Annotated in this window: 11 protein-coding genes and 1 pseudogene; 8 read left to right on the forward strand and 4 right to left on the reverse strand. The window is 56.5% G+C overall.

All coding sequences use genetic code 11. The features are described 5' to 3' along the window. Window positions 1–182: 182 nt before the first annotated feature. Both ACHPFG_RS29865 and ACHPFG_RS29870 read right to left on the reverse strand, forming a co-directional pair. The gene (locus tag ACHPFG_RS29865) at window positions 183–1,046 is read right to left on the reverse strand and encodes a LysR family transcriptional regulator (RefSeq protein WP_145336922.1); all 864 of its coding nucleotides are present in this window, start codon (window positions 1,044–1,046) and stop codon (window positions 183–185) included. Between the two features lie 16 nt (window positions 1,047–1,062). Next, window positions 1,063–3,315 carry a heavy metal translocating P-type ATPase gene (locus ACHPFG_RS29870; RefSeq protein ID WP_431701186.1) on the reverse strand — a complete coding sequence of 751 codons (2,253 nt, stop codon included), beginning with the start codon at window positions 3,313–3,315 and terminating at the stop codon, window positions 1,063–1,065. An 85-nt stretch (window positions 3,316–3,400) separates the two neighbouring features. On the opposite strand from ACHPFG_RS29870, the gene cadR reads away from it, so the two are divergent. Further along, window positions 3,401–3,841 carry a Cd(II)/Pb(II)-responsive transcriptional regulator gene (gene cadR, locus ACHPFG_RS29875; protein ID WP_131697539.1) on the forward strand — a complete coding sequence of 147 codons (441 nt, stop codon included), beginning with the start codon at window positions 3,401–3,403 and terminating at the stop codon, window positions 3,839–3,841. Window positions 3,842–3,969: 128 nt separating this feature from the next. Here cadR and thyA read toward each other — a convergent pair. After that, a pseudogene (thyA, locus tag ACHPFG_RS29880) lies at window positions 3,970–4,251 on the reverse strand (thymidylate synthase); the annotation flags it as partial. A 316-nt stretch (window positions 4,252–4,567) separates the two neighbouring features. On the opposite strand from thyA, the gene ACHPFG_RS29885 reads away from it, so the two are divergent. From ACHPFG_RS29885 to ACHPFG_RS29915, 7 genes are all read left to right on the forward strand, one after another. Further along, window positions 4,568–6,439, forward strand: coding sequence for a KAP family P-loop NTPase fold protein (locus ACHPFG_RS29885; RefSeq protein ID WP_431701187.1), 1,872 nt, complete (start codon window positions 4,568–4,570; stop codon window positions 6,437–6,439). 151 nt (window positions 6,440–6,590) lie between these two features. Next, window positions 6,591–7,370 (forward strand): Qat anti-phage system associated protein QatB, encoded by a 780-nt coding sequence (qatB, locus tag ACHPFG_RS29890; RefSeq protein WP_431701188.1) that lies wholly within the window; start codon window positions 6,591–6,593, stop codon window positions 7,368–7,370. Then, a complete protein-coding gene (qatC, locus tag ACHPFG_RS29895) occupies window positions 7,367–8,635 on the forward strand; it encodes a Qat anti-phage system QueC-like protein QatC (protein ID WP_431701189.1) in 1,269 nt (422 codons plus the stop codon). The genes qatB and qatC overlap by 4 nt, the downstream gene beginning before the upstream one ends. A 62-nt stretch (window positions 8,636–8,697) precedes the next feature. After that, window positions 8,698–10,008 carry a hypothetical protein gene (locus ACHPFG_RS29900; protein ID WP_431701190.1) on the forward strand — a complete coding sequence of 437 codons (1,311 nt, stop codon included), beginning with the start codon at window positions 8,698–8,700 and terminating at the stop codon, window positions 10,006–10,008. Window positions 10,009–10,121: 113 nt separating this feature from the next. Next, on the forward strand, window positions 10,122–13,937 hold the full coding sequence (dsr1, locus tag ACHPFG_RS29905; RefSeq protein WP_431701191.1) for an anti-phage defense-associated sirtuin Dsr1: 3,816 nt from the start codon (window positions 10,122–10,124) through the stop codon (window positions 13,935–13,937). A gap of 141 nt (window positions 13,938–14,078) precedes the next feature. After that, window positions 14,079–15,677 (forward strand): ATP-dependent nuclease, encoded by a 1,599-nt coding sequence (locus tag ACHPFG_RS29910; protein WP_431701192.1) that lies wholly within the window; start codon window positions 14,079–14,081, stop codon window positions 15,675–15,677. Further along, window positions 15,670–16,758: a UvrD-helicase domain-containing protein gene (locus ACHPFG_RS29915; RefSeq protein WP_431701193.1), complete on the forward strand. Its 1,089-nt coding sequence runs from the start codon at window positions 15,670–15,672 to the stop codon at window positions 16,756–16,758. The genes ACHPFG_RS29910 and ACHPFG_RS29915 overlap by 8 nt, the downstream gene beginning before the upstream one ends. Before the next feature lie 246 nt (window positions 16,759–17,004). Here ACHPFG_RS29915 and ACHPFG_RS29920 read toward each other — a convergent pair whose 3' ends face one another. Beyond that, window positions 17,005–18,435: an IS1182 family transposase gene (locus tag ACHPFG_RS29920; protein ID WP_431700200.1), complete on the reverse strand. Its 1,431-nt coding sequence runs from the start codon at window positions 18,433–18,435 to the stop codon at window positions 17,005–17,007. Window positions 18,436–18,517: the final 82 nt, after the last annotated feature.

Consider the following 18,517-nt stretch of genomic DNA (forward strand, 5'->3'; position numbering starts at 1 on the left):
GGCAGAAAGGCAAAACGCGGCGATAGTGGTATTCGCAGATTTGTGTAGGACTCTAAGAGCTGAGTTGCTGGGTACATCGCCATCGGGGGCAAGCCCCCTCCCACATTTGACCGAGTTCCAACATGGAAATGCGGTCACCGGTGGGAGGGGGCTTGCTCCCGATTGGTCTCCACTACAAGGCTTTAAATCGGCGACATTTCCTGCGCCAACCCCAAAAACGCCGCCGGTAGGCGAGCGCCTTTTCTTTCCTTGAGGCAGTACAGGTACTCCGGAATCTGCGGCGCATTCTCGATGGTCAGCACCCGCAACTGTGGATCATGGGGCACTTCCTGGCGGGCGATGATGCTGATGCCGATATTGCGCAGCACCGCTTCGCGGATCGATTCACGGCTGCCGATTTCCAGCAGCGGCCCGTAGCTCACGCCGGCGCCTTGCAGCATCTCTTCCGTAAGCCGTCGCGTGGTGGAGCCCGCTTCACGCATCAACAGCGTATGCCCCGCCAACGCACTGAGCGGTACATGGTCGAGCTTGGCCAGTGGGTGATTGCGGTGCACCGCCAACACCAGGGGATCGGTGCCCAATACGCGGCGGATCAGGCGCGGGTCTTCGAGCAACTGCGAGGACGCGGCGACATCGACGCGGTAATCGTCCAGCGCTTCGAGTACCTGCTGGGAGTTGCCGATTTCCACCGACACCTCCACGTGCGGCAGGCGTTCGCGAAAGGCTTTGACCAGGTCGAGGATGTAGTACGGCGCCGTCGCGGCGATTCTCAGCGCCCCCTGGACCTGGCCGCTGTTGCGCAGGAAAAACTCGATGTCCGCTTCCTGCTGCAGCAGCGTCTTGACCATCGGCAGCAGGCGCGCGCCCTCGTCGCTGACGGTGAGGCGGCGCCCGCCACGGTAGAACAGCTCAACGCCGTACTGGCTTTCCAGGTTGCGAATCTGGGTGGTGACCGTGGGCTGGCTCAGGCCGAGTTTTTTCGCCGCCTGGGTGATGCTGCCCAGGCGGGCAACCATAAAAAACGCCTTCAGCTCGGCACTCAGCACACCACCCTCTCATCCTCTATTTGCGCAACAGGCGCAGGCCATTGAACACCACCAGCAGGGCCACGCCCATGTCGGCGAACACCGCCATCCACATGGTAGCCATGCCCAGGAACGTGACCACCAGGAAGATCGCCTTGATCACCAGCGCCAGGGTGATGTTCTGCTTGAGGATACTCGACGTTTGCCGCGACAAACGAATGAATGCCGGAATCTTGCGCAAATCATCGTCCATCAAGGCGACGTCGGCGGTCTCGATAGCGGTGTCGGTACCTGCTGCAGCCATCGCGAAGCCAATCTCGGCGCGCGCCAGGGCCGGAGCGTCGTTGATGCCGTCGCCGACCATGCCAACCCGGTAGCCTTGGCCGTAGAGGGTTTCGATGGCGTGCAGTTTGTCGGTGGGCAACAGGTCGCCCTGGGCTTGATCAATGCCGACCTGAGCGGCAATCGCCTGGGCGGTATGGGTGTTGTCGCCGGTGAGCATCAGGGTTTTGATGCCCAGCTCATGCAATTGCTGGATGGCTTCGCGGCTGCTGTCCTTGACCGTGTCGGCCACCGCGAACAGTGCCAGCGGGCCGGACTTGTCGAGTAACAGCACCACGGACTTGCCTTGCTTCTCCAGGGCGAACAGTTTTTCCTCCAGCGCCGGCGAGCATAAGCCCAGGTCTTCCACGAGGCGGTGGTTGCCCAAGTGGTAGGTCTGGCCATTGATATCGCCACGCACGCCGCGACCGGCCAGGGCTTCGAAGTTATCCACAACGTGCACAGGCAGGTTTTTATCCACAGCAGCGTTGGCGATTGCCAAGGACACCGGGTGGTCGGAGCGCCCGGCCAAACTGGCAGCCAGGGCCGGAGCGCTGTCTTCGACATTCGGGAAGAGCGCCAGGTAGTCGGTTTGCACCGGCTTGCCGTGGGTAATGGTGCCGGTCTTGTCCAGCGCCAGGTAGTCCAGCTTGTATCCGCCCTCCAGGTACACGCCACCCTTGATCAGGATGCCTTTGCGCGCCGCAGCCGCCAGGCCGCTGACGATGGTCACCGGGGTGGAAATCACCAACGCGCAAGGGCACGCCACCACCAGCAGCACCAAGGCGCGGTAGATCCAGTCGAACCAGGCGCCAGCCATGAACAGCGGTGGGATTACGGCCAAGCCAAGGGCGAACAGGAACACGGCCGGGGTGTAGATTTTCGAGAAGCTGTCGACAAAACGCTGGGTCGGTGCCCGTGCGCCCTGAGCCTGTTCCACCGCATGGATGATGCGGGCCAGGGTGGAGTTGTTGGCGGCCGCCGTGACCTTGTACTCCAGGGAACCGGCCTGGTTGATGGTGCCGGCGAAGACTTTATCGCCCACGGTCTTTTCAATCGGCAGGCTTTCACCGGTGATCGGCGCCTGGTCGATGGTGGATTGGCCGGCGGTGACTTCACCGTCAAGGCCGATACGCTCGCCGGGTTTTACCCGCACGATTGCGCCCAGTTCAATGCTTTTGACCTCCGTTTCAACCCAGCTGCCATCAGCCTGCTGAACCGTGGCCTGTTCCGGAGTCATCTGCATCAAGCCACTGATGGCATTGCGCGCACGGTCCAGGGACTTGGCTTCGATCAACTCGGCCACGGTGAACAGGAACATCACCATCGCCGCTTCCGGCCACTGGCCAATCAGGATCGCGCCGGTGACCGCGATACTCATCAGCGCGTTGATGTTCAGGTTGAGGTTTTTCAGGGCGATCCAGCCCTTCTTGTAGGTGGTGAGGCCACCGCTGAGGATCGACACCAGTGCCACGATGGCGATGACCCAGGTCGGCGCGGCGTTGGTGAAATGCAGTATTTCTGCGCCCAACGCCCCCACACCGGACAACGCCAACGGCCACCAATGCTTCTTGGCGGGCGGCTCGGCGGCCGGGGTGCCCTCCACGATCGGGTCGGCCTGCATACCCAGGGACTTGATCGCATCGATGATCGGCGCGGTGCTCGGCAGGTCATGGGTGACGCCGAGGATGCGGTTGATCAGGTTGAATTCCAGCTGCTGCACACCGGCCAGCTTGCCCAGTTTGTTCTGGATCAGCGTCTGCTCGGTGGGACAGTCCATGGCTTCGATGCGGAAGGTGCTCAGGCGTGAACCGGCGGTGGGCGCCTCGCTCAACTGCACCAGTGCAGGCGCGGGCGTGCCGGAACAGCACGAACCGCCATGACCGTGGTCATGCACAGGCGTGAGTTTCTTCGGGCCATGATCATGTTCGTGGTCATGTTTGTGCGGGGTATGGAGGGAGTCGCTCATTCTGTCGCGTCCGTAAAGGTGCCTGTTGCCAAGTAAAGACCCTGTAGCCACTATAGGGTCAAGCACCCATTTGGAGATTGCTGCAATGAAGATCGGCGAACTGGCCAAACTGACCGACTGCCCGGTGGAAACCATCCGTTATTACGAGAAAGAAGGCCTGCTGCCACCCCCGGCACGCACCGAGGCCAACTACCGCGTGTATACCCAGGCGCACACCGAGCGGCTGATCTTCATACGCAACTGCCGCAGCCTCGACATGACCCTGGAAGAAATCCGCAGTTTGCTCGGCTTACGGGACAGCCCCCAGGACCAGTGCGAAAACGTGAATGCCTTGATTGATGAGCATATCCACCATGTGAAAGCGCGGATTGATGGGCTGTTGGCGTTGCAGGAGCAGTTGCTGGACCTGCGTCAACGCTGTGGCGGCGGGGACCACTGTGGGATTTTGCAGCAGCTGGAGGTCAGCGGAGGTGTTGCCGCCAGCGAGGCCGAGCCTTCACATGTGGGCAGAAGCCACGGGCATTAACTCAATGCGAACACGGTTCAAATGTGGGAGGGGGCTTGCCCCCGATGGCGGTGTGTCAGTCACTCTTCACTTAACTGATCCACCGCTATCGGGGGCAAGCCCCCTCCCACATTGGCCAGCGTCAGGCCCTAGATAGCGACATCGGCCTTGATGCTTGGATCAGCGTCATAGCCCACGATTTCAAAGTCTTCGAACTTGTAATCGTAGATCGACGCAGGCTTACGCTTGATCACCAGTTCCGGCAGCTTCTTCGGCGTGCGCGCCAGCTGGGTCTGGATCTGTTCCATGTGGTTGCTGTAGGCGTGGGTGTCGCCGGTGGTGACGATGATCTCGTGGGGGATCAGGTCGCATTGCTGGGCCAGCATGTGGGTCAGCAGCGCCAGGGCGGCGGTGTTGTACGGCAGGCCGAGCAATTTTGTCCCCTAGATAATCTGCACATTACCGCTAAACTAAACCAATTCAGAGCTATTTTGTATGTGTAAATTATAACTACTTGCACATTTCTGCGCAAGTGATCATTGGAAAAGATCATCATCCAATATTCAGTCCGATTCCGAGCTCCAAGCTCCTAGCGCTTCACCTCATACGCGTCAAAACGCCATCACCAATATCCGATAAAAGACACCGACAATCAGCGTGATGGCTAGTTGCCCAGAGCCATGTTGGATCCGATACTATGGTGATTCGTGATCAGGGTGACGCCGAAGACATTCAGGGAGGATCGCTATGTGGGTCGACAACGAAACGGAAAAAGACTTCCTCAACTTCTCGGGTGTTGCAGATACGGTAGCGGAGATCATTTACTCCGCTGATGGCCGGCCTATCTCGATCGGCGTCTCCGGCGCTTGGGGAGCGGGCAAGTCCTCAATGATCAAACTCATCCAGGCCTCGTTGAAGGATCCACAGGTTTCGGATGAAAAGCCGACCAAGGACTTCGTATTCGTTGAGTTCAACGCCTGGCTCTACCAGGGCTACGACGATGCGCGCGCAGCACTCATGGATGTCATCGCGACACGCCTGGAGGCTGAGGCTCAAGCCCGAAAGAAAGGTCTTGAGAAGGTCACAGACCTAGCCGCACGCGTTGATTGGTTGCGCGCCGCAAAGCTTGCGGGTAGCGCGGCGCTCTCTCTAGCCACGGGCGCCCCACCGCCTGGCCTGATCGGTGAAATCGTCGGTTTGGTCGACCGGCTCCGGTCGGGAGAGGTTGGTCAGGAAACGATTGATGGCGTGCATGACACTGCCGAGCAGGCGAAAGACGAGGCCAAGAAACTGTGGCGCAGCGCTCCGCCTAAGAAATCGCCCCCGAAAGAGATCCAGGCGCTGCGAGACAGTTTTGAGTCCATCTTGGATGAGCTTGGCGTGACATTGGTCGTGCTGATCGACGATCTGGATCGGTGCCTACCTGAGACCACGATATCGACCCTGGAAGCCATTCGGCTCTTCCTGTTTCTGCGCAGTACGGCGTTCGTTATCGCAGCCGACAACGAGATGATCAAGCACGCGGTGCGTAGGCATTTCAGCGGCGTGCCCGACGATGTGTTGGTGACCAGCTACTTCGACAAACTGATCCAGGTACCTATTCGTGTTCCGCCCCTCGGCACTCAGGAAGTCAGGGCGTACATGATGATGCTCTTCCTGGAGAACAGCGCTCTACCCAAAGCTGTGCTGGAGGACATTCGGATCAAAGTGCGCGGCCAGCTTCGGACAACCTGGCAAGGTAACCGGGTGGACAGGGCCTTTATGCAAGGGCTGTACGGTGACTATCCGCCGGAGCTTATCGGCAAATTCGACACTGCCGAGCGTCTCGCAGCCGTGATGACGTCGGCGTCCGGAATCCAGGGCAACCCAAGGCTCATCAAGCGTTTCCTCAATGCCCTGGCTATCCGCATGAGCATCTCTCGCGCCCAAGGTGTGGGCGTCGACGAGGCTGTACTCGTCAAACTCATGCTGTTTGAGCGTAGTGGCAACCCCAAGGCATATGAAGAGTTGATGAAGGATGTCGCCGCTGAGAAGAACGGCAAGCCCCTGATGCTCGGGGACTGGGAAGCCGATGTCAGGAAAGGTAAGGCACTCAATCTCTCCCAACATTGGGATCAGCCATTTGTGAAGGAATGGCTGGCATTACCACCTGCACTGGCTGATAAAGATCTGCGCGGAGCCATCTACGTCAGCCGGGAGCATGCGCCGATTATCACCGACGAAGATCGATTGTCCTCTGAAGCGGCAGAGCTGCTGACTGCTCTGTTAGACATGCCCGAGATGGCACCACAGCTCAAAGATCGGCTGACTGCCATAGCACCGGTCGAGATCAACGTTTTGATGGATCGCCTGCTTGATAAGGCTGGCGGTGAACAAGAATGGGGAGTGCCTGCCATTCTCGATGCGTTGCTGGTAGTTGCAAGGCTGGATGCACAGCAAGGGCATCGACTGGCGGCATTCCTGAAAGACCGTCCCCCTGCCCAGATCCAGGCGAGCATCGTGCCAAAACTGACCGATGAGGCATGGTCAAAATCGGTTTATGACCATTGGATGAGCGCCGAGGTCGGCCCGCCCGTCAAGGGCGCAATAAGGAAGTTAAATGGGAACCTCACAAAATAGCGATGGGCCGGGCAAGGGCGTTCCGGTAATACCGCCATGGACACCGCCGCTGCCTCAGGTGCCCCCACCTCCCGCGCCACCTCAGCGCCCTGCGCCACCGGAGCCTCCTGTTCCGCCTGAGGACGAGCCTGGAGATCACCCACCGGATGGCATGCCAGACTCGCACGACAAGCCGGATTCGGATGGTGGTCAACCAGATGATAGCGATCAGGGCGACCGTGGCCCAAAACCGGTACCTGAGAATCCAGTTCCAATAGCACCACCGGGGCGGTTCGGTGGGGCTCGACGTGGACTCGGAGATTATGCGAGCAATGGAAACCGCGACAGCCTCCGGAAAAGCCTGCGCGAGTATGTTAGACACGGCTATGGCGGCGCCAAGACAACGGCAGCTCGCTTCGGTGGCACTGCAGCAGTTGCAGGCGTTCTCGGCAATGCTCTGGCAGCTGTCGCAGAGGGCAATCAACCAGCGGCAAGCTCTCTGGATCCTGCGCTCTGGAGCGGTCGATCTGCCTCCGAGGTCATGGATGCGCTCGTTGAGGCGGTGCGTCCCGTAGACGGAACACAGGATGCAGAAGCCGAGCGAGCGTCGATTCGAGGTTCACTGTCCGATGTACTGGTGCGCTATCCCGACGCCGACCTGCTGAATCTTTCCGCAGATCAACGCGCTTTTGCGATTGAGCGCTTCACTGCCATGGACGTGTTTCACCGGTACGAGCTCGACCTGGGGAAAACCATCCAGGAAAAAGCCAAGTCCGCGACGTTGGCCATGCGCCGTCTGAAAGAAATCAAGGACTACATCAAAGAGTGCGTCTCAGCTTCGTTTCGCAAGATCGCCTTGTCCGGCGCGCGCCTGACGACGGGCCGAATTACCCAAGTGGTGTCGCAGGCACTGCGTGACACCTTTGACGTGTTTGAGGGGTACGTGGAATGAGGTTTCTTTGCGGCCCAGCAGGGTTTCGAGTGCCTGGCATCAGTGATGCCATGCAGGTTGTGGTGTACGGCAAAGCAGAAAAAGGACAAGTCAGTGTAGGTGGTTATGCCCGAGAGCTGCTCGAACGAGCACACCTTGAGATCAGCCCCCGAGCGTGGGATTTCGTCAGTATCGCACTCTCTGTGGTTGCGGCAGACTTCACTGCTTTGCGAGCAAAAAGCCCAGACGGCTGGACACGGGTGATCGACCTTGAAATCGCCGTACAAGATCCCGCGCTCTGGAACAACCAAGCGCGTGCGCTGGAGGGTGCGTTGCGCTTCCTCACCACTGATCAGTGGACGCTCTCATTCCATGCAGGCGGGTTTGGGCCACCGGCACAGCTGCAAGCGTTGCATCCTAAAGAGGACTCCGTGGTTCTGCTCTCAGGCGGGTTGGACAGCCTGATCGGGTCAATCGATTTAGTTGAACAGGGAATCAAGCCCTATGCCGTCAGCCAAATTGTCCGTGGCGACGGAGAAAAACAGGATCGGTTCGCTAGCAGCCTCGGGCTATCTAGAATCGGGCTGAATCACGTCACAAAATCACCGGGCCCACAGGAACCATCCCAGCGAGCGAGGTCAATCATATTCCTTGCGTTTGGACTGGCCGTCGCGACATCGCTTGACCGTTATCATCGAGGGGAGACCGTTCCGCTCTACATCTGCGAAAACGGGTTTATCGCTATTAACCCGCCGCTCACCGCCACAAGGCTCGGCAGCCTGAGCACGCGAACAGCCCATCCAGAATATCTTGGCAGGCTGCAGCAGGTCTTCGACGCCGCTGGCATCAACGTCAAGATCAGCAACCCCTATGCCCTCATGACCAAGGGGGAAATGCTGGTTAACTGCGAAAACCAGGCTGTGCTCGCGCAGCATGCAGTCGCATCCACCAGCTGCGGGCGGTTCCAGCGATTCGGATACAAGCACTGCGGGCGATGCGTACCTTGCCAAGTCCGGCGCGCATCATTCAAGCGCTGGGGATCGTTAACTGATACGACGAAGTACGTGTATGACGATCTCTCCATCGACAGCCCTCAGTACCGGGGTTTTGAGGACGTTCGATCAATGGGAATGGCGTTAGCGAGCGTCGCTGATCATGGCTTCGAGCAGTGGCTTGGGCACAGCTTGTTCTCAACGTTCATCTCCGACAGGAACGGGTACAACCAGATGCTTGCCCGAGGCCTCGATGAATTGGGGGTCTTGCACCGCAGCTATGGGCTTAGCTAGTTTTTTTCTAAACATGGAGAGACATGAAAATGAGGCACCCCAGAGAGACAGAGCGGTTAGGGATGGCCGCATTACTGTTGGACAAAATTCGACAAAACCCGTCCGATCTCGTGCCTCTGCTGGGGCTTCAGCGCTTCCTGCTGAGGCAAATTTTCAGGGTTGAATACAGGATCAAAAGGCTGAAATCGGCCCGAGGACGGATGCTGTCTCTGCTGCGAAAAGGCTCAAGCAAAGAGTGCTCCTCGGCTCTGAAAGCCTTGATCTCGAAGACTCAAGCCCGCACGGAAGACCTTCATCAACTCCTCTTTCTCTGGAAATGCTTCGGTGATGGTATTGCCTGCACGTATCAGAGCTCATATAGCCTGAAACACCTCTATTTCGATGCTGATTACGGGATCAAGAGCGATCCTGGGTTCATAACCGGCAAGGCGGGGTTTGTGCAGGAATACCGCCTCATGCGTAAAGGAATTCGCTGGGGGGTTCCCGCAATCCTGTCGGATTTGACGAATATCATCAGGCACGGCGATGTTTGCCTGATGGGCGCTGCGGATCCGGTGCCCATAGAGGTCAAAAGCTCGAAAAACACCAATGCCAGGGTTCGCCGGCAGCTTGAACAGCTGCGCCTGCTGCGGGAGTTTTATGACAACGATGGTGCCGCTATTTTTCGAGGTGTACCTAACGTTCGGCGGATTGAGACCGTTGATCCTGTTTTGAGCTATGAAGCCGTGTTCAACGAGTGCATGGTTCAAGCCCAGGTGAATGGAGTTGACTTCCGTTCACCAGAGCCAGGACTGACCTATATTTGCGGATGGAATGTCTCGCGTGACGACCGAGCTATCGTGAAGGCATTAAACAACCATCTCAATGACAGCACCCTACTTCTCGGGCTGACGCCTGATGCCTCTTGGCTGCCAGCGAAGTCCTTTACAGTGACGATGACACCTGCCAATGCCGTGCTGTTCATGCAAGAGAAATACACCTGCGGCGTTCTCATCGACCTGGCAGTGCTCAAGCAGCTTCTTGAGGAAAGAGATTTAAACCCGGTGATGGTCATGGACGGCACGAGTGCGATTCAGATAGCTCCCAAAATGAGTCCTGATCGACAAGCTTGTGATAGCCGGAAATCAGGAAAGGCTCCGTCGGAGGCGGTGGGCATTTTCCGAATCAGCGAATTTCACCTTCTGCGCTCAGCAATGCAATTTGAGTCACTCCGATGGTTCGCAGATTGCGTCGCATCGCAGATGCAGACATTGCGGGAGGAAGGGCCAACCGAATTTCAGGGTAATGAACCCTTCCTATCAGAAATTCCTGAATCCTGGCTCACCGCAGAAGACTGCCTCCAGCGTGTGAATAACCGCGAGCTAGGCCCATAGACTCATGTGGGCTATTCCAATTCAGACGGTGCGCTCACCGGGCGCTCGCGATTAGATACTCTGCTCAACAACTGCTGAGGTGTTTCAGCGACTAACGCTCTGGGAGCAACGGAATGCAATTTTTAGCAGATGGGCCAGATGTCCCGGAAGAGCTTTTGCAGGCGCATGAGGAAGGACGAGTCGTAATTTTTTGCGGCGCAGGAATCTCATATCCTGCTGGGCTGCCAGGATTCAGAGGATTGGTGGACAAGATCTACACCAATGCGGGCACTTCACGAAACGAAATCGAGGAGCAAGCCTACAAGAGGGAGCAATACGATGCCGTGCTCGACCTACTGGAGCAACGGATCACCGGCCAGCACAAGACTCTCAGGGCAGCCTTGTTCAAGGCGTTGAAACCCAATCTTAAACTCAAGGGGGCCACCGACACCCATGCGGCCTTGCTCCACCTTGCTCGGACGCGGTCTGGAACGCTCCGGCTGGTGACTACTAACTTTGACCGAATATTCGAGGCAGCAGCCAAGCGCGATCGCCTGAAATACGTGAACCATACCGCTCCGATGCTGCCAATTCCGAAAAACAGTCGATGGGACGGCTTGGTGTTTCTACATGGCCTGTTACCCAAAAAAGCAGACGAACACGCGTTGAACCGGCTGGTGGTTACCAGTGGAGATTTTGGACTGGCATACCTGGCCGAGCGGTGGGCTGCACGATTTGTTGGCGAGTTGTTCCGGAACTACATCGTCTGCTTCATCGGGTACAGCATCAACGATCCCGTACTGCGGTACATGATGGACGCGCTGGCTGCCGACCGTAGGTTAGGAGAAGTCACACCACAAGCATGGGCCTTTGGTGAGTGTGAACCAGGTCAGGAAGCTCTCAAAACCATCGAGTGGGAAGCGAAGGGGGTCACTCCGATACTCTACAAAGTTTTACCAGGCACTAACGATCACTATCGCTTGCACTCCACCCTACTCGCATGGAGTGAGACCTACAGGGAAGGAACCACTGGAAAGGAGCGAATGGTCTCGGCGAATGCGCTTGCACGACCATCCGCCAGTACCAAGGAAGATGACTTTGTAGGCCGAATGCTCTGGGCGCTCTCAGACAAATCCGGCATTCCCGCAAAAAGATTTGCGGAGTTCAATCCAGCACCTGCCCTCGAATGGTTGAACGCAGCGTTCTCAGAGCTTCGATTCAAACACAGCGACCTGAATCGATTTGGCGTGATTGCCCGGCAGGAAACCGACCCAAAACTGCTGTTCAATCTGATTGCCCGCCCCACCCCTTACGCCCTAGCCCCGCACATGCGGCTTGTCTCCGCAGGCTTGGAAAGCACGAAGTGGGACAAGGTGATGTTCCAGCTTTCGCGATGGCTGCTCAGACACCTGAACGACCCAGAGCTGATCTTATGGGTCGTCAGTCAAGGTGGGCACCTGCATGACGAACTACGGTCGATGATCGATTACCGACTGAGTGAGCTGGCCACTCTCAGGCTCAGCGGATCAAGCTCAGAACTCAGAGAAATCCAAACCCACTCCCCCAACGGCATACCATCTCACGAGATGGAAATTCTCTGGCGATTAGTGCTTAGCGGGCGGGTGAAGTCGCCTTGGCGGGATCTGGACTTGTACCGGTGGGCAGGGCGGTTGAAGCTGGAAGGCCTTACGTTGTTGATGAAGCTCGAACTGCGCGAGCTGCTCACTCCGAAGCTTGTGCTGAATAAACCATTTCGCTGGAACGAAGATGCGAGTGATACAGGCACGCCAAAAACCATCCGGGGCATCGTAGACTGGAAACTTGTCCTGGCAGCAGATGATGTTCGCTCAACACTCAAAGAGCTTTTCAACGGGGACTTAGAAGAGTTTCTGCCCGGCTTGACTGATGATTTCGAGCATCTCTTGCTGGAGGCCCTGAATCTTCTGAGCGTTCTGGGTGGAGCAACCGACCGCTCTGACCTCTCGAATTGGGACTTACCCTCGATCCTGGATCATGATCAAAATCGACGAGCTCGGGACTGGGTCGCGCTAATCGAGCTCCTGCGCGATGCCTGGCTCGCTATCCGAGCGAATGATCCTGCAAGAGCGACTCGGATTGCTGTGCGGTGGTTCGAGATTCCCTATCCGACATTCAAACGTCTGGCTCTCTTTGCCGCCAGTCAGAATGCCTGCATCGCTCCTAAGCTTTGGGTGTCATGGCTGACTGCTGACGAGAGTTGGTGGCTATGGGCAGGAGACACCAGGCGAGAGACGCTACGCCTTTTGGTTCTGCAAGGTAGCCAACTTAGTGGTGTCGCCGCCACTAAGCTTCAGCAAGCGATCTTGAAAGGCCCGCCACGCGAGCTATTCAGAGAGGATGTCGAGCCTGAGCGCCTGCAACAGCATGCTGACCGCATGATGTGGCTCACGCTGGCAAAGCTTGAAAGCTCAGGGTTCCGGCTGAATGCAACTTCGACAAAAAGCTTAGCCAAATTATCCAGGGCGCACCCTGCATGGGGGCTTGCCGATAACCAGAGAGATGAATTCTCGCGCTGGATGAGCGGAACCGGCGATGCTGATTTTGAGAGCAGTATCGTCGTGACAATCGCCCCCACCAAGCGAGCACAATTGGTGGATTGGCTGAAGGCGCCCCCCAAGAATCCGTTTGGGATCAACCGCGACGACTGGGGCGATACCTGCCGCAGGCACCCCTTGAACAGCCTCTATGCCCTGAACGACCTCGTTCGACAGGACATTATACCGGTCGAGCGCTGGCGTGAATTTTTTCGGGTGTGGAGCAACAAGGCGTCGAACATTCGGTTCTGGACTCATGCAGCCCCAATCATTCAGGCGCTGCCTGATCGCGCCTTGGCCCAGCTTACGTATAGCGTATCGGCTTGGCTAGAAGCCGTATCTGATCACGCCATTACGACCGAGGACGTGCTGTTCACACTGTGCCGCCGATTGATGGTTTTGCCACAAGATGCTGACGCCCTCTTGCAGGACGATGACTCCATTGCCCGTCCTGTGACAGAGGCCATCAACCACCCCATTGGAATGGTCACCCAAGCACTTGTGAGCAGATGGTTCAAACAGCCTCTGCACGATGGCGGCAAACTGTCACCGCTGTTTGCTGACTTTTTCACCACTCTTGCTGACACCAGCATACCGCACTATCGCTATGCGCGAATCATCCTCGCATCGCACCTGATCGCGCTCTTTCGCGTGGACAGGGAATGGACGACCCGCCAGCTGCTTTCTCTTCTGAATTGGGATCAAGACCCAGTCGAGGCCAAGGGCGCCTGGGAGGGGTTTCTGTGGTCTCCTCGGCTCTATGCCCCTCTGCTGAAAGCATTCAAAACGGAGCTCTTACAAACCACGCAGCACTATAATGAGCTCGGTGAGCATAGCCAGCAATTTGCCAACTTCTTCACCTTTGCAGCCATAGGCCCGATCGAAGGTTACTCAGTCGACGAGCTACGAACCGCCCTCCGTGCATTGCCGCCTGAGGGGCTTGATGAGGCAGCCCAAGCTCTCCCCCAAGCTCTTGAGGGGGCTGCAGATCAGCGTGAAGAATACTGGGACAATCGGATTGTGCCATTTTGGCAGGAAATTTGGCCTAAGGATCGAAATCGGAAAACCGTGGGGATTGCCGAATCACTGGCTCGATTAGCGCTCGCTGCCGGAGGAAGATTTCCTTCTGCCGTGGAAATGGTCGAGGATTGGCTTGGCCCGTTGGAGCATCCCTTTTTCATAGTATCGACTCTGAAAGAATCGACATTCTGTGAGCGCTTCCCTGCTGCCGCGTTGAAGCTTCTCAGCTCGATAATCGACGATAACCGCTGGGTGTTTGAAGAGCTTCGAGCGTGCCTGAAACGCATCAGTGATAGCGAGCCGGCCTTGATGAACGATCCTCGATATCAGCGTCTTCAAAACCAGTCTAGGCACTAGGGCTGAGTGTCGGGGACGTTCAACTTTTATAACGTTGCTTTACACTGGTTTTAACCTCATGCACAGCGCATGGGAAGATTAGAGATCCGAAATTAAAACACCGTAACTTCCAGTCCTCCACCCAGCACCTAAGGACAGCAGATGATCACGAAGATCAAAATCCAGGGCTATCGGATCTACGGCGACTTCACGCTGCTGCCCAACAAGGATCTGAACATCCTTGTGGGCGGTAACGACGCGGGGAAGTCGACTCTGATGGAAGCGATTGGTCTCGCACTAAACGGACGAATCGGTGGCCGCTCTGCTCAGGAGGAATTGAACCCCTACTGGTTCAACAAAGAGCTGGTTAATCAATTTCTAGAGGATTGCGCTTGGGATGATAGCCCAGCCCTGCCCGAGATCCTGATTGAGCTATTTCTAGAAAATCGGCCAGAGTTGCAGTTTCTCTGCGGAGCGATCAACAGCGAAAGGAAGACGAATGCCTGCCCTGGTATCTCGTTCAAGGTCATCCCCAACCCTGAGTATGATGAGGAGCTGACTCAATGGCGTATCAAACCCAGCGCGCTGATACCCGTTGAGTACTACAAGATTGAATGGCGTACCTTTGGGGATGAGGTACTGACTCGGCGCCCCCGGCAGCTCGCCGTTGCGACTATCGATTCCCGTACTGTCCGCTCGACCTCTGGCATTGACTATCACCTGCGACAAATCCTCAGCGACCACTTGGAGCCTGGCGAGAAAGCCAAGATCTCCCAGCATTACCGCGAGATCAAAGAGTCCATGACCTCTAACTCGTTGGGAGACGTGAACAAACGCCTGAAGGATATTCGAGCGCCACTGGATAACCAGGTAATGGCCTTGGCCATGGATCAAAGCGCTCAATCCTCCTGGGAGGGGTCGGTTACACCACATGTGGATCATGTGCCCTTCGCGCTGGCAGGCCAAGGGCAGCAAGCTTCGATTAAGATTTCGCTGGCCATGCAGCGCCTGTCCGAGCACACCAGCATCGTGATGATCGAAGAGCCAGAAAACCATCTGTCGCATACGAGCTTGACCACGCTGCTGTCGCGCATCGAGGAAGCTGCAGGCGAGCGTCAGCTGTTCATCTCCACTCACAGTGCCTATGTGCTAAATCGGCTCGGCCTGAGCTCCTTGCTCCTCCTGCATCGCGGCAAGGCATCTCACATCGAGACGCTTGATCCGGACACCGTCGGCTATTTCCAAAAGCTGCCAGGCTTCGACACGTTGCGTATGGTACTGGCTCACAAGCTCGTGCTGGTGGAAGGCCCCTCGGACGAGATCTTGTTTGAGCGCTTCTTCAAAGACCTCTACGGTAAGCACCCGATGGAGCTGGGGATTGATGTGATGAGCATGCACGGACTGACATTGAAGCGCTGCCTGGAACTGTGTACTGCCATCGATCGCCCAGTTGCAGTGCTTCGAGACAACGACGGGGAAGCCCCAGAAACCCTTAAGGAAACTGTTAGCGAACTGCTCGAAACAGGAAAGCGCGAACTCTTTATTGGTGCAAAGGAAGCGGGCAGGACATTGGAACCACAATTGAGGGCGTGCAACAGCGAAGAGTCTCTGCGCAAGATTCTTGGGGCCACTGATAGGGCCAGCCTTGAGAAATGGATGTCGAGAGAGAAAACGGAAGCAGCACTTCTAATCGCCAAATCCAAGGAGACGGTCACACCGCCACCATATATGGCTGCGGCTGCGGCGTTCATTCATGGCTAAAAACTACCTGACCCTGGCAGTTGCGGGCGCTCGCAAGACTCAAGGCCTGGTGGAACATTGCAAAGCATTAGCAGCCGATCGCAAAGTTCTGCTCATCACCTTCGCCCAGGCCAATCAGATCGAGTTGCGCGAGCGCGTAAGGCGGTATGCCGGCGACCGACCCGGCTTGGAAGTCTCTGGCTGGTTCAGCTTTTTGCTGCGTCATTTCGTCAAACCCTTCGTCCCATTCGCATTCCCCGGCAAGCGCTGCAGGGGCTTCAACTTCGAAGGTGATCCAGGACGATATGCCAGCGGTGAGAATCGATTTTTCGATTCGTCGGACAGTGTGTATGCGAAGGAATTAGCACGCTTGGCCCACCAACTGATTGGCCAAAGCGGCGGGGCCTTGATTCAACGCCTCGAATGCCTTTACGACGAAATACTCATCGACGAGGTTCAGGATCTTTCAGGTTACGACTGGGACATCCTGGAGGTGCTGTTCGGCACGCGCATTGAGATACGGCTCGTCGGGGACGTCCGGCAGGCAGTCTTGTCCACCAATCCTCGTGGTCAAATGAAGAAGGCCTTTGCCTACTCGAAATCCATTGCATGGTTCAGAAAACAGCAGAAAGCAGGCCGCCTGGAAATCAACTACAGCTCTGTCACGTGGAGGTGCTGCCAGACAATAGCTACCTTTTCCGACACCATCTTCGAGGCAATCTGGGAGTTTCCGGAAACGACCTCACAGAACCACGCGATCACACCCCACGACGGCGTTTTCCTCGTGAGAAAGACTCATGTCCGTCATTACGTTGAGACATTCCAACCCCAGTGCCTGCGCAACAGCATTCGCTCGGGTACGGAGTTCGACCTCAACTACATGAACTTCGGGGTATCCAAAGGACAGACCTTCAACCGCGTGCTGATTTATCCAACCGAACCTATCGGCAAGTTCATCAGCAAAGGAGAGTATCTCTTGCCCCTATCCGCAGCCGATTTTTATGTGGCGGTCACACGGGCCGAGCAAAGCGTGGCGATTGTCTTGGATAAGCCAGGGGCCTCACAGATCCCCTATTGGCATCCAACTGTAGCCGCCGAGTAATTGCATGGACTTGACCACCCATTTGCATTCGACTTGACCAGTCGTTTGCGTCGGATTTGACCAGGCCGCTTGCCGACTCTGATCGGCCCAGGGTGTGTAAAAACGCTAAATCGGGTTTTCTATAGCGACGCCAGGAGACCGTGCTCGGGTTTTGCAAACTGATCAAGGCCACGACGTTTTCAAGAACAGTTAAAACGGCTCAGTAGCCTCTTAAGGTCCTTCGGATGGGGTAAAAAAGACCGGTTTTTACGCCGTTAACGCTTTCATCAAGCCAGTGGTGCCGATGATTTTCATCACCCGTTTCAGGTTGTAGGCGAGCACATTCAGGCTCATCTCTGCACTCACCCCGTTAAGCTTTCGGGTCAGGAAGTGCGTCGCGCCCATCCATTGCTTGAGCGTCCCGAAGGGATGCTCAACCGTTCGTTTTCGGATCCGCATCATTTCCGGCGCGTTGCTCAGCCTATTCTGCATTTCCTCCAGTACGGCTTCATGCTCCCAGCGCCGAACCCGTCGTTCCGTGCTCGGTGTGCACTGCGGTTTCATTACGCAGCCCCGGCATTTCGAACTCCAGTAACGGTGCAACGTCAGGCCTTTTTCAACGTTGGTATAGCGCCAGATCAGTGTTTCTCCAGCCGGGCAAATGTATTCGTTTTTTGCCGCGTCATAGATGAAGGCATCGTTATTAAAGCGCCCGTCTGCCTTGGCTCCAGAGGTCATCGGCTTAGGCACATAGGCAGTGATTCCTGCATCGTGACAAGCCAAGATTTCTTCGCTTTTGAAGTAACCTCGGTCAGCCACTACCGACAGCGTTTCTGACGCCATCGCCTCGCGGGCCTGCTTGGCCATCGAGCTGAGTTGGTCGCGGTCGTAACCGACGTTGGTCACCTCATGCGCAACGATCAAATGGTGCTGGGTATCGACCGCTGTCTGCACGTTGTAACCGACGATGCCCGTGCCGCGAGTCATCATGGAGCGGGCGTCTGGATCGGTCAGTGAGACCTGTTTATCCGACGATTCGTTGAGCTGAGTTTCAATGACCCGTAACTCTTTCATCTGAGCTTTGAGCTTGTCGATTTTCTCTTGCAGACGAGCAGCCGTGGGCTGAGCAATCGAGGGTTCTTGCCGATCGGCTTCGTCGAGCGCATTCAGGTACCGATTGATACTCGATTCAATTTCTTCCATCCGCCGCTTCAGCTTGGCGCTGGTGAAATTGCGGTCGCGGTTGTTGACGGCCTTGAATTTACTGCCGTCAATGGCAACCAGATTTTCTCCGAACAGTCCCAACTGCTGGCACAGCACCACGAAATGGCGGCAGACGCCTCGGATGGCCTTGCTGTTGTCTTTTCGGAAGTTGGCGATGGTCTTGAAATCGGGCATCAAACGCCCTGTCAGCCACATCAACTCGACGTTGCGTTGGGCTTCTCGTTCAAGACGCCGGCTCGATTGAATGCGGTTGAGATAGCCGTAGATGTAGATCTTCAGCAAGATTGCGGGGTGGTAAGCAGGTCGGCCGGTATCAGCTGGAATGACGCCTTCAAAACGTAGATTGACCAGGTCGAGTTCGTCGACGAAAACGTCGACTACTCGCACCGGATTTGTGTCACTGACGTAGTCGTCAAGGCTTTCGGGAAGCAAAGTGCTTTGTCCGCGATGCTCACCTTGAATGAAACGTTTCATGGGCAATCCTGCGTTAACACTTTGGGTAATCATAGCAACGTTAGCCGGGTCTTCACGTACTCTGACGTAAGCACGATATGCT

Source organism: Pseudomonas sp. BR20, assembly GCF_050780135.1.
GTDB lineage: Bacteria > Pseudomonadota > Gammaproteobacteria > Pseudomonadales > Pseudomonadaceae > Aquipseudomonas.

Excerpts from the sequence above, each read along its gene's own strand:
- ACHPFG_RS29870 (WP_431701186.1), bottom strand. The coding sequence starts at position 3,315 with ATGAGCGACTCCCTCCATACCCCGCACAAACATGACCACGAACATGAT.
- cadR (WP_131697539.1), top strand. The coding sequence starts at position 3,401 with ATGAAGATCGGCGAACTGGCCAAACTGACCGACTGCCCGGTGGAAACC.
- ACHPFG_RS29885 (WP_431701187.1), top strand. The coding sequence starts at position 4,568 with ATGTGGGTCGACAACGAAACGGAAAAAGACTTCCTCAACTTCTCGGGT.
- qatB (WP_431701188.1), top strand. The coding sequence starts at position 6,591 with ATGCCAGACTCGCACGACAAGCCGGATTCGGATGGTGGTCAACCAGAT.
- qatC (WP_431701189.1), top strand. The coding sequence starts at position 7,367 with ATGAGGTTTCTTTGCGGCCCAGCAGGGTTTCGAGTGCCTGGCATCAGT.
- ACHPFG_RS29900 (WP_431701190.1), top strand. The coding sequence starts at position 8,698 with ATGGCCGCATTACTGTTGGACAAAATTCGACAAAACCCGTCCGATCTC.
- dsr1 (WP_431701191.1), top strand. The coding sequence starts at position 10,122 with ATGCAATTTTTAGCAGATGGGCCAGATGTCCCGGAAGAGCTTTTGCAG.
- ACHPFG_RS29910 (WP_431701192.1), top strand. The coding sequence starts at position 14,079 with ATGATCACGAAGATCAAAATCCAGGGCTATCGGATCTACGGCGACTTC.
- ACHPFG_RS29915 (WP_431701193.1), top strand. The coding sequence starts at position 15,670 with ATGGCTAAAAACTACCTGACCCTGGCAGTTGCGGGCGCTCGCAAGACT.
- ACHPFG_RS29920 (WP_431700200.1), bottom strand. The coding sequence starts at position 18,435 with ATGAAACGTTTCATTCAAGGTGAGCATCGCGGACAAAGCACTTTGCTT.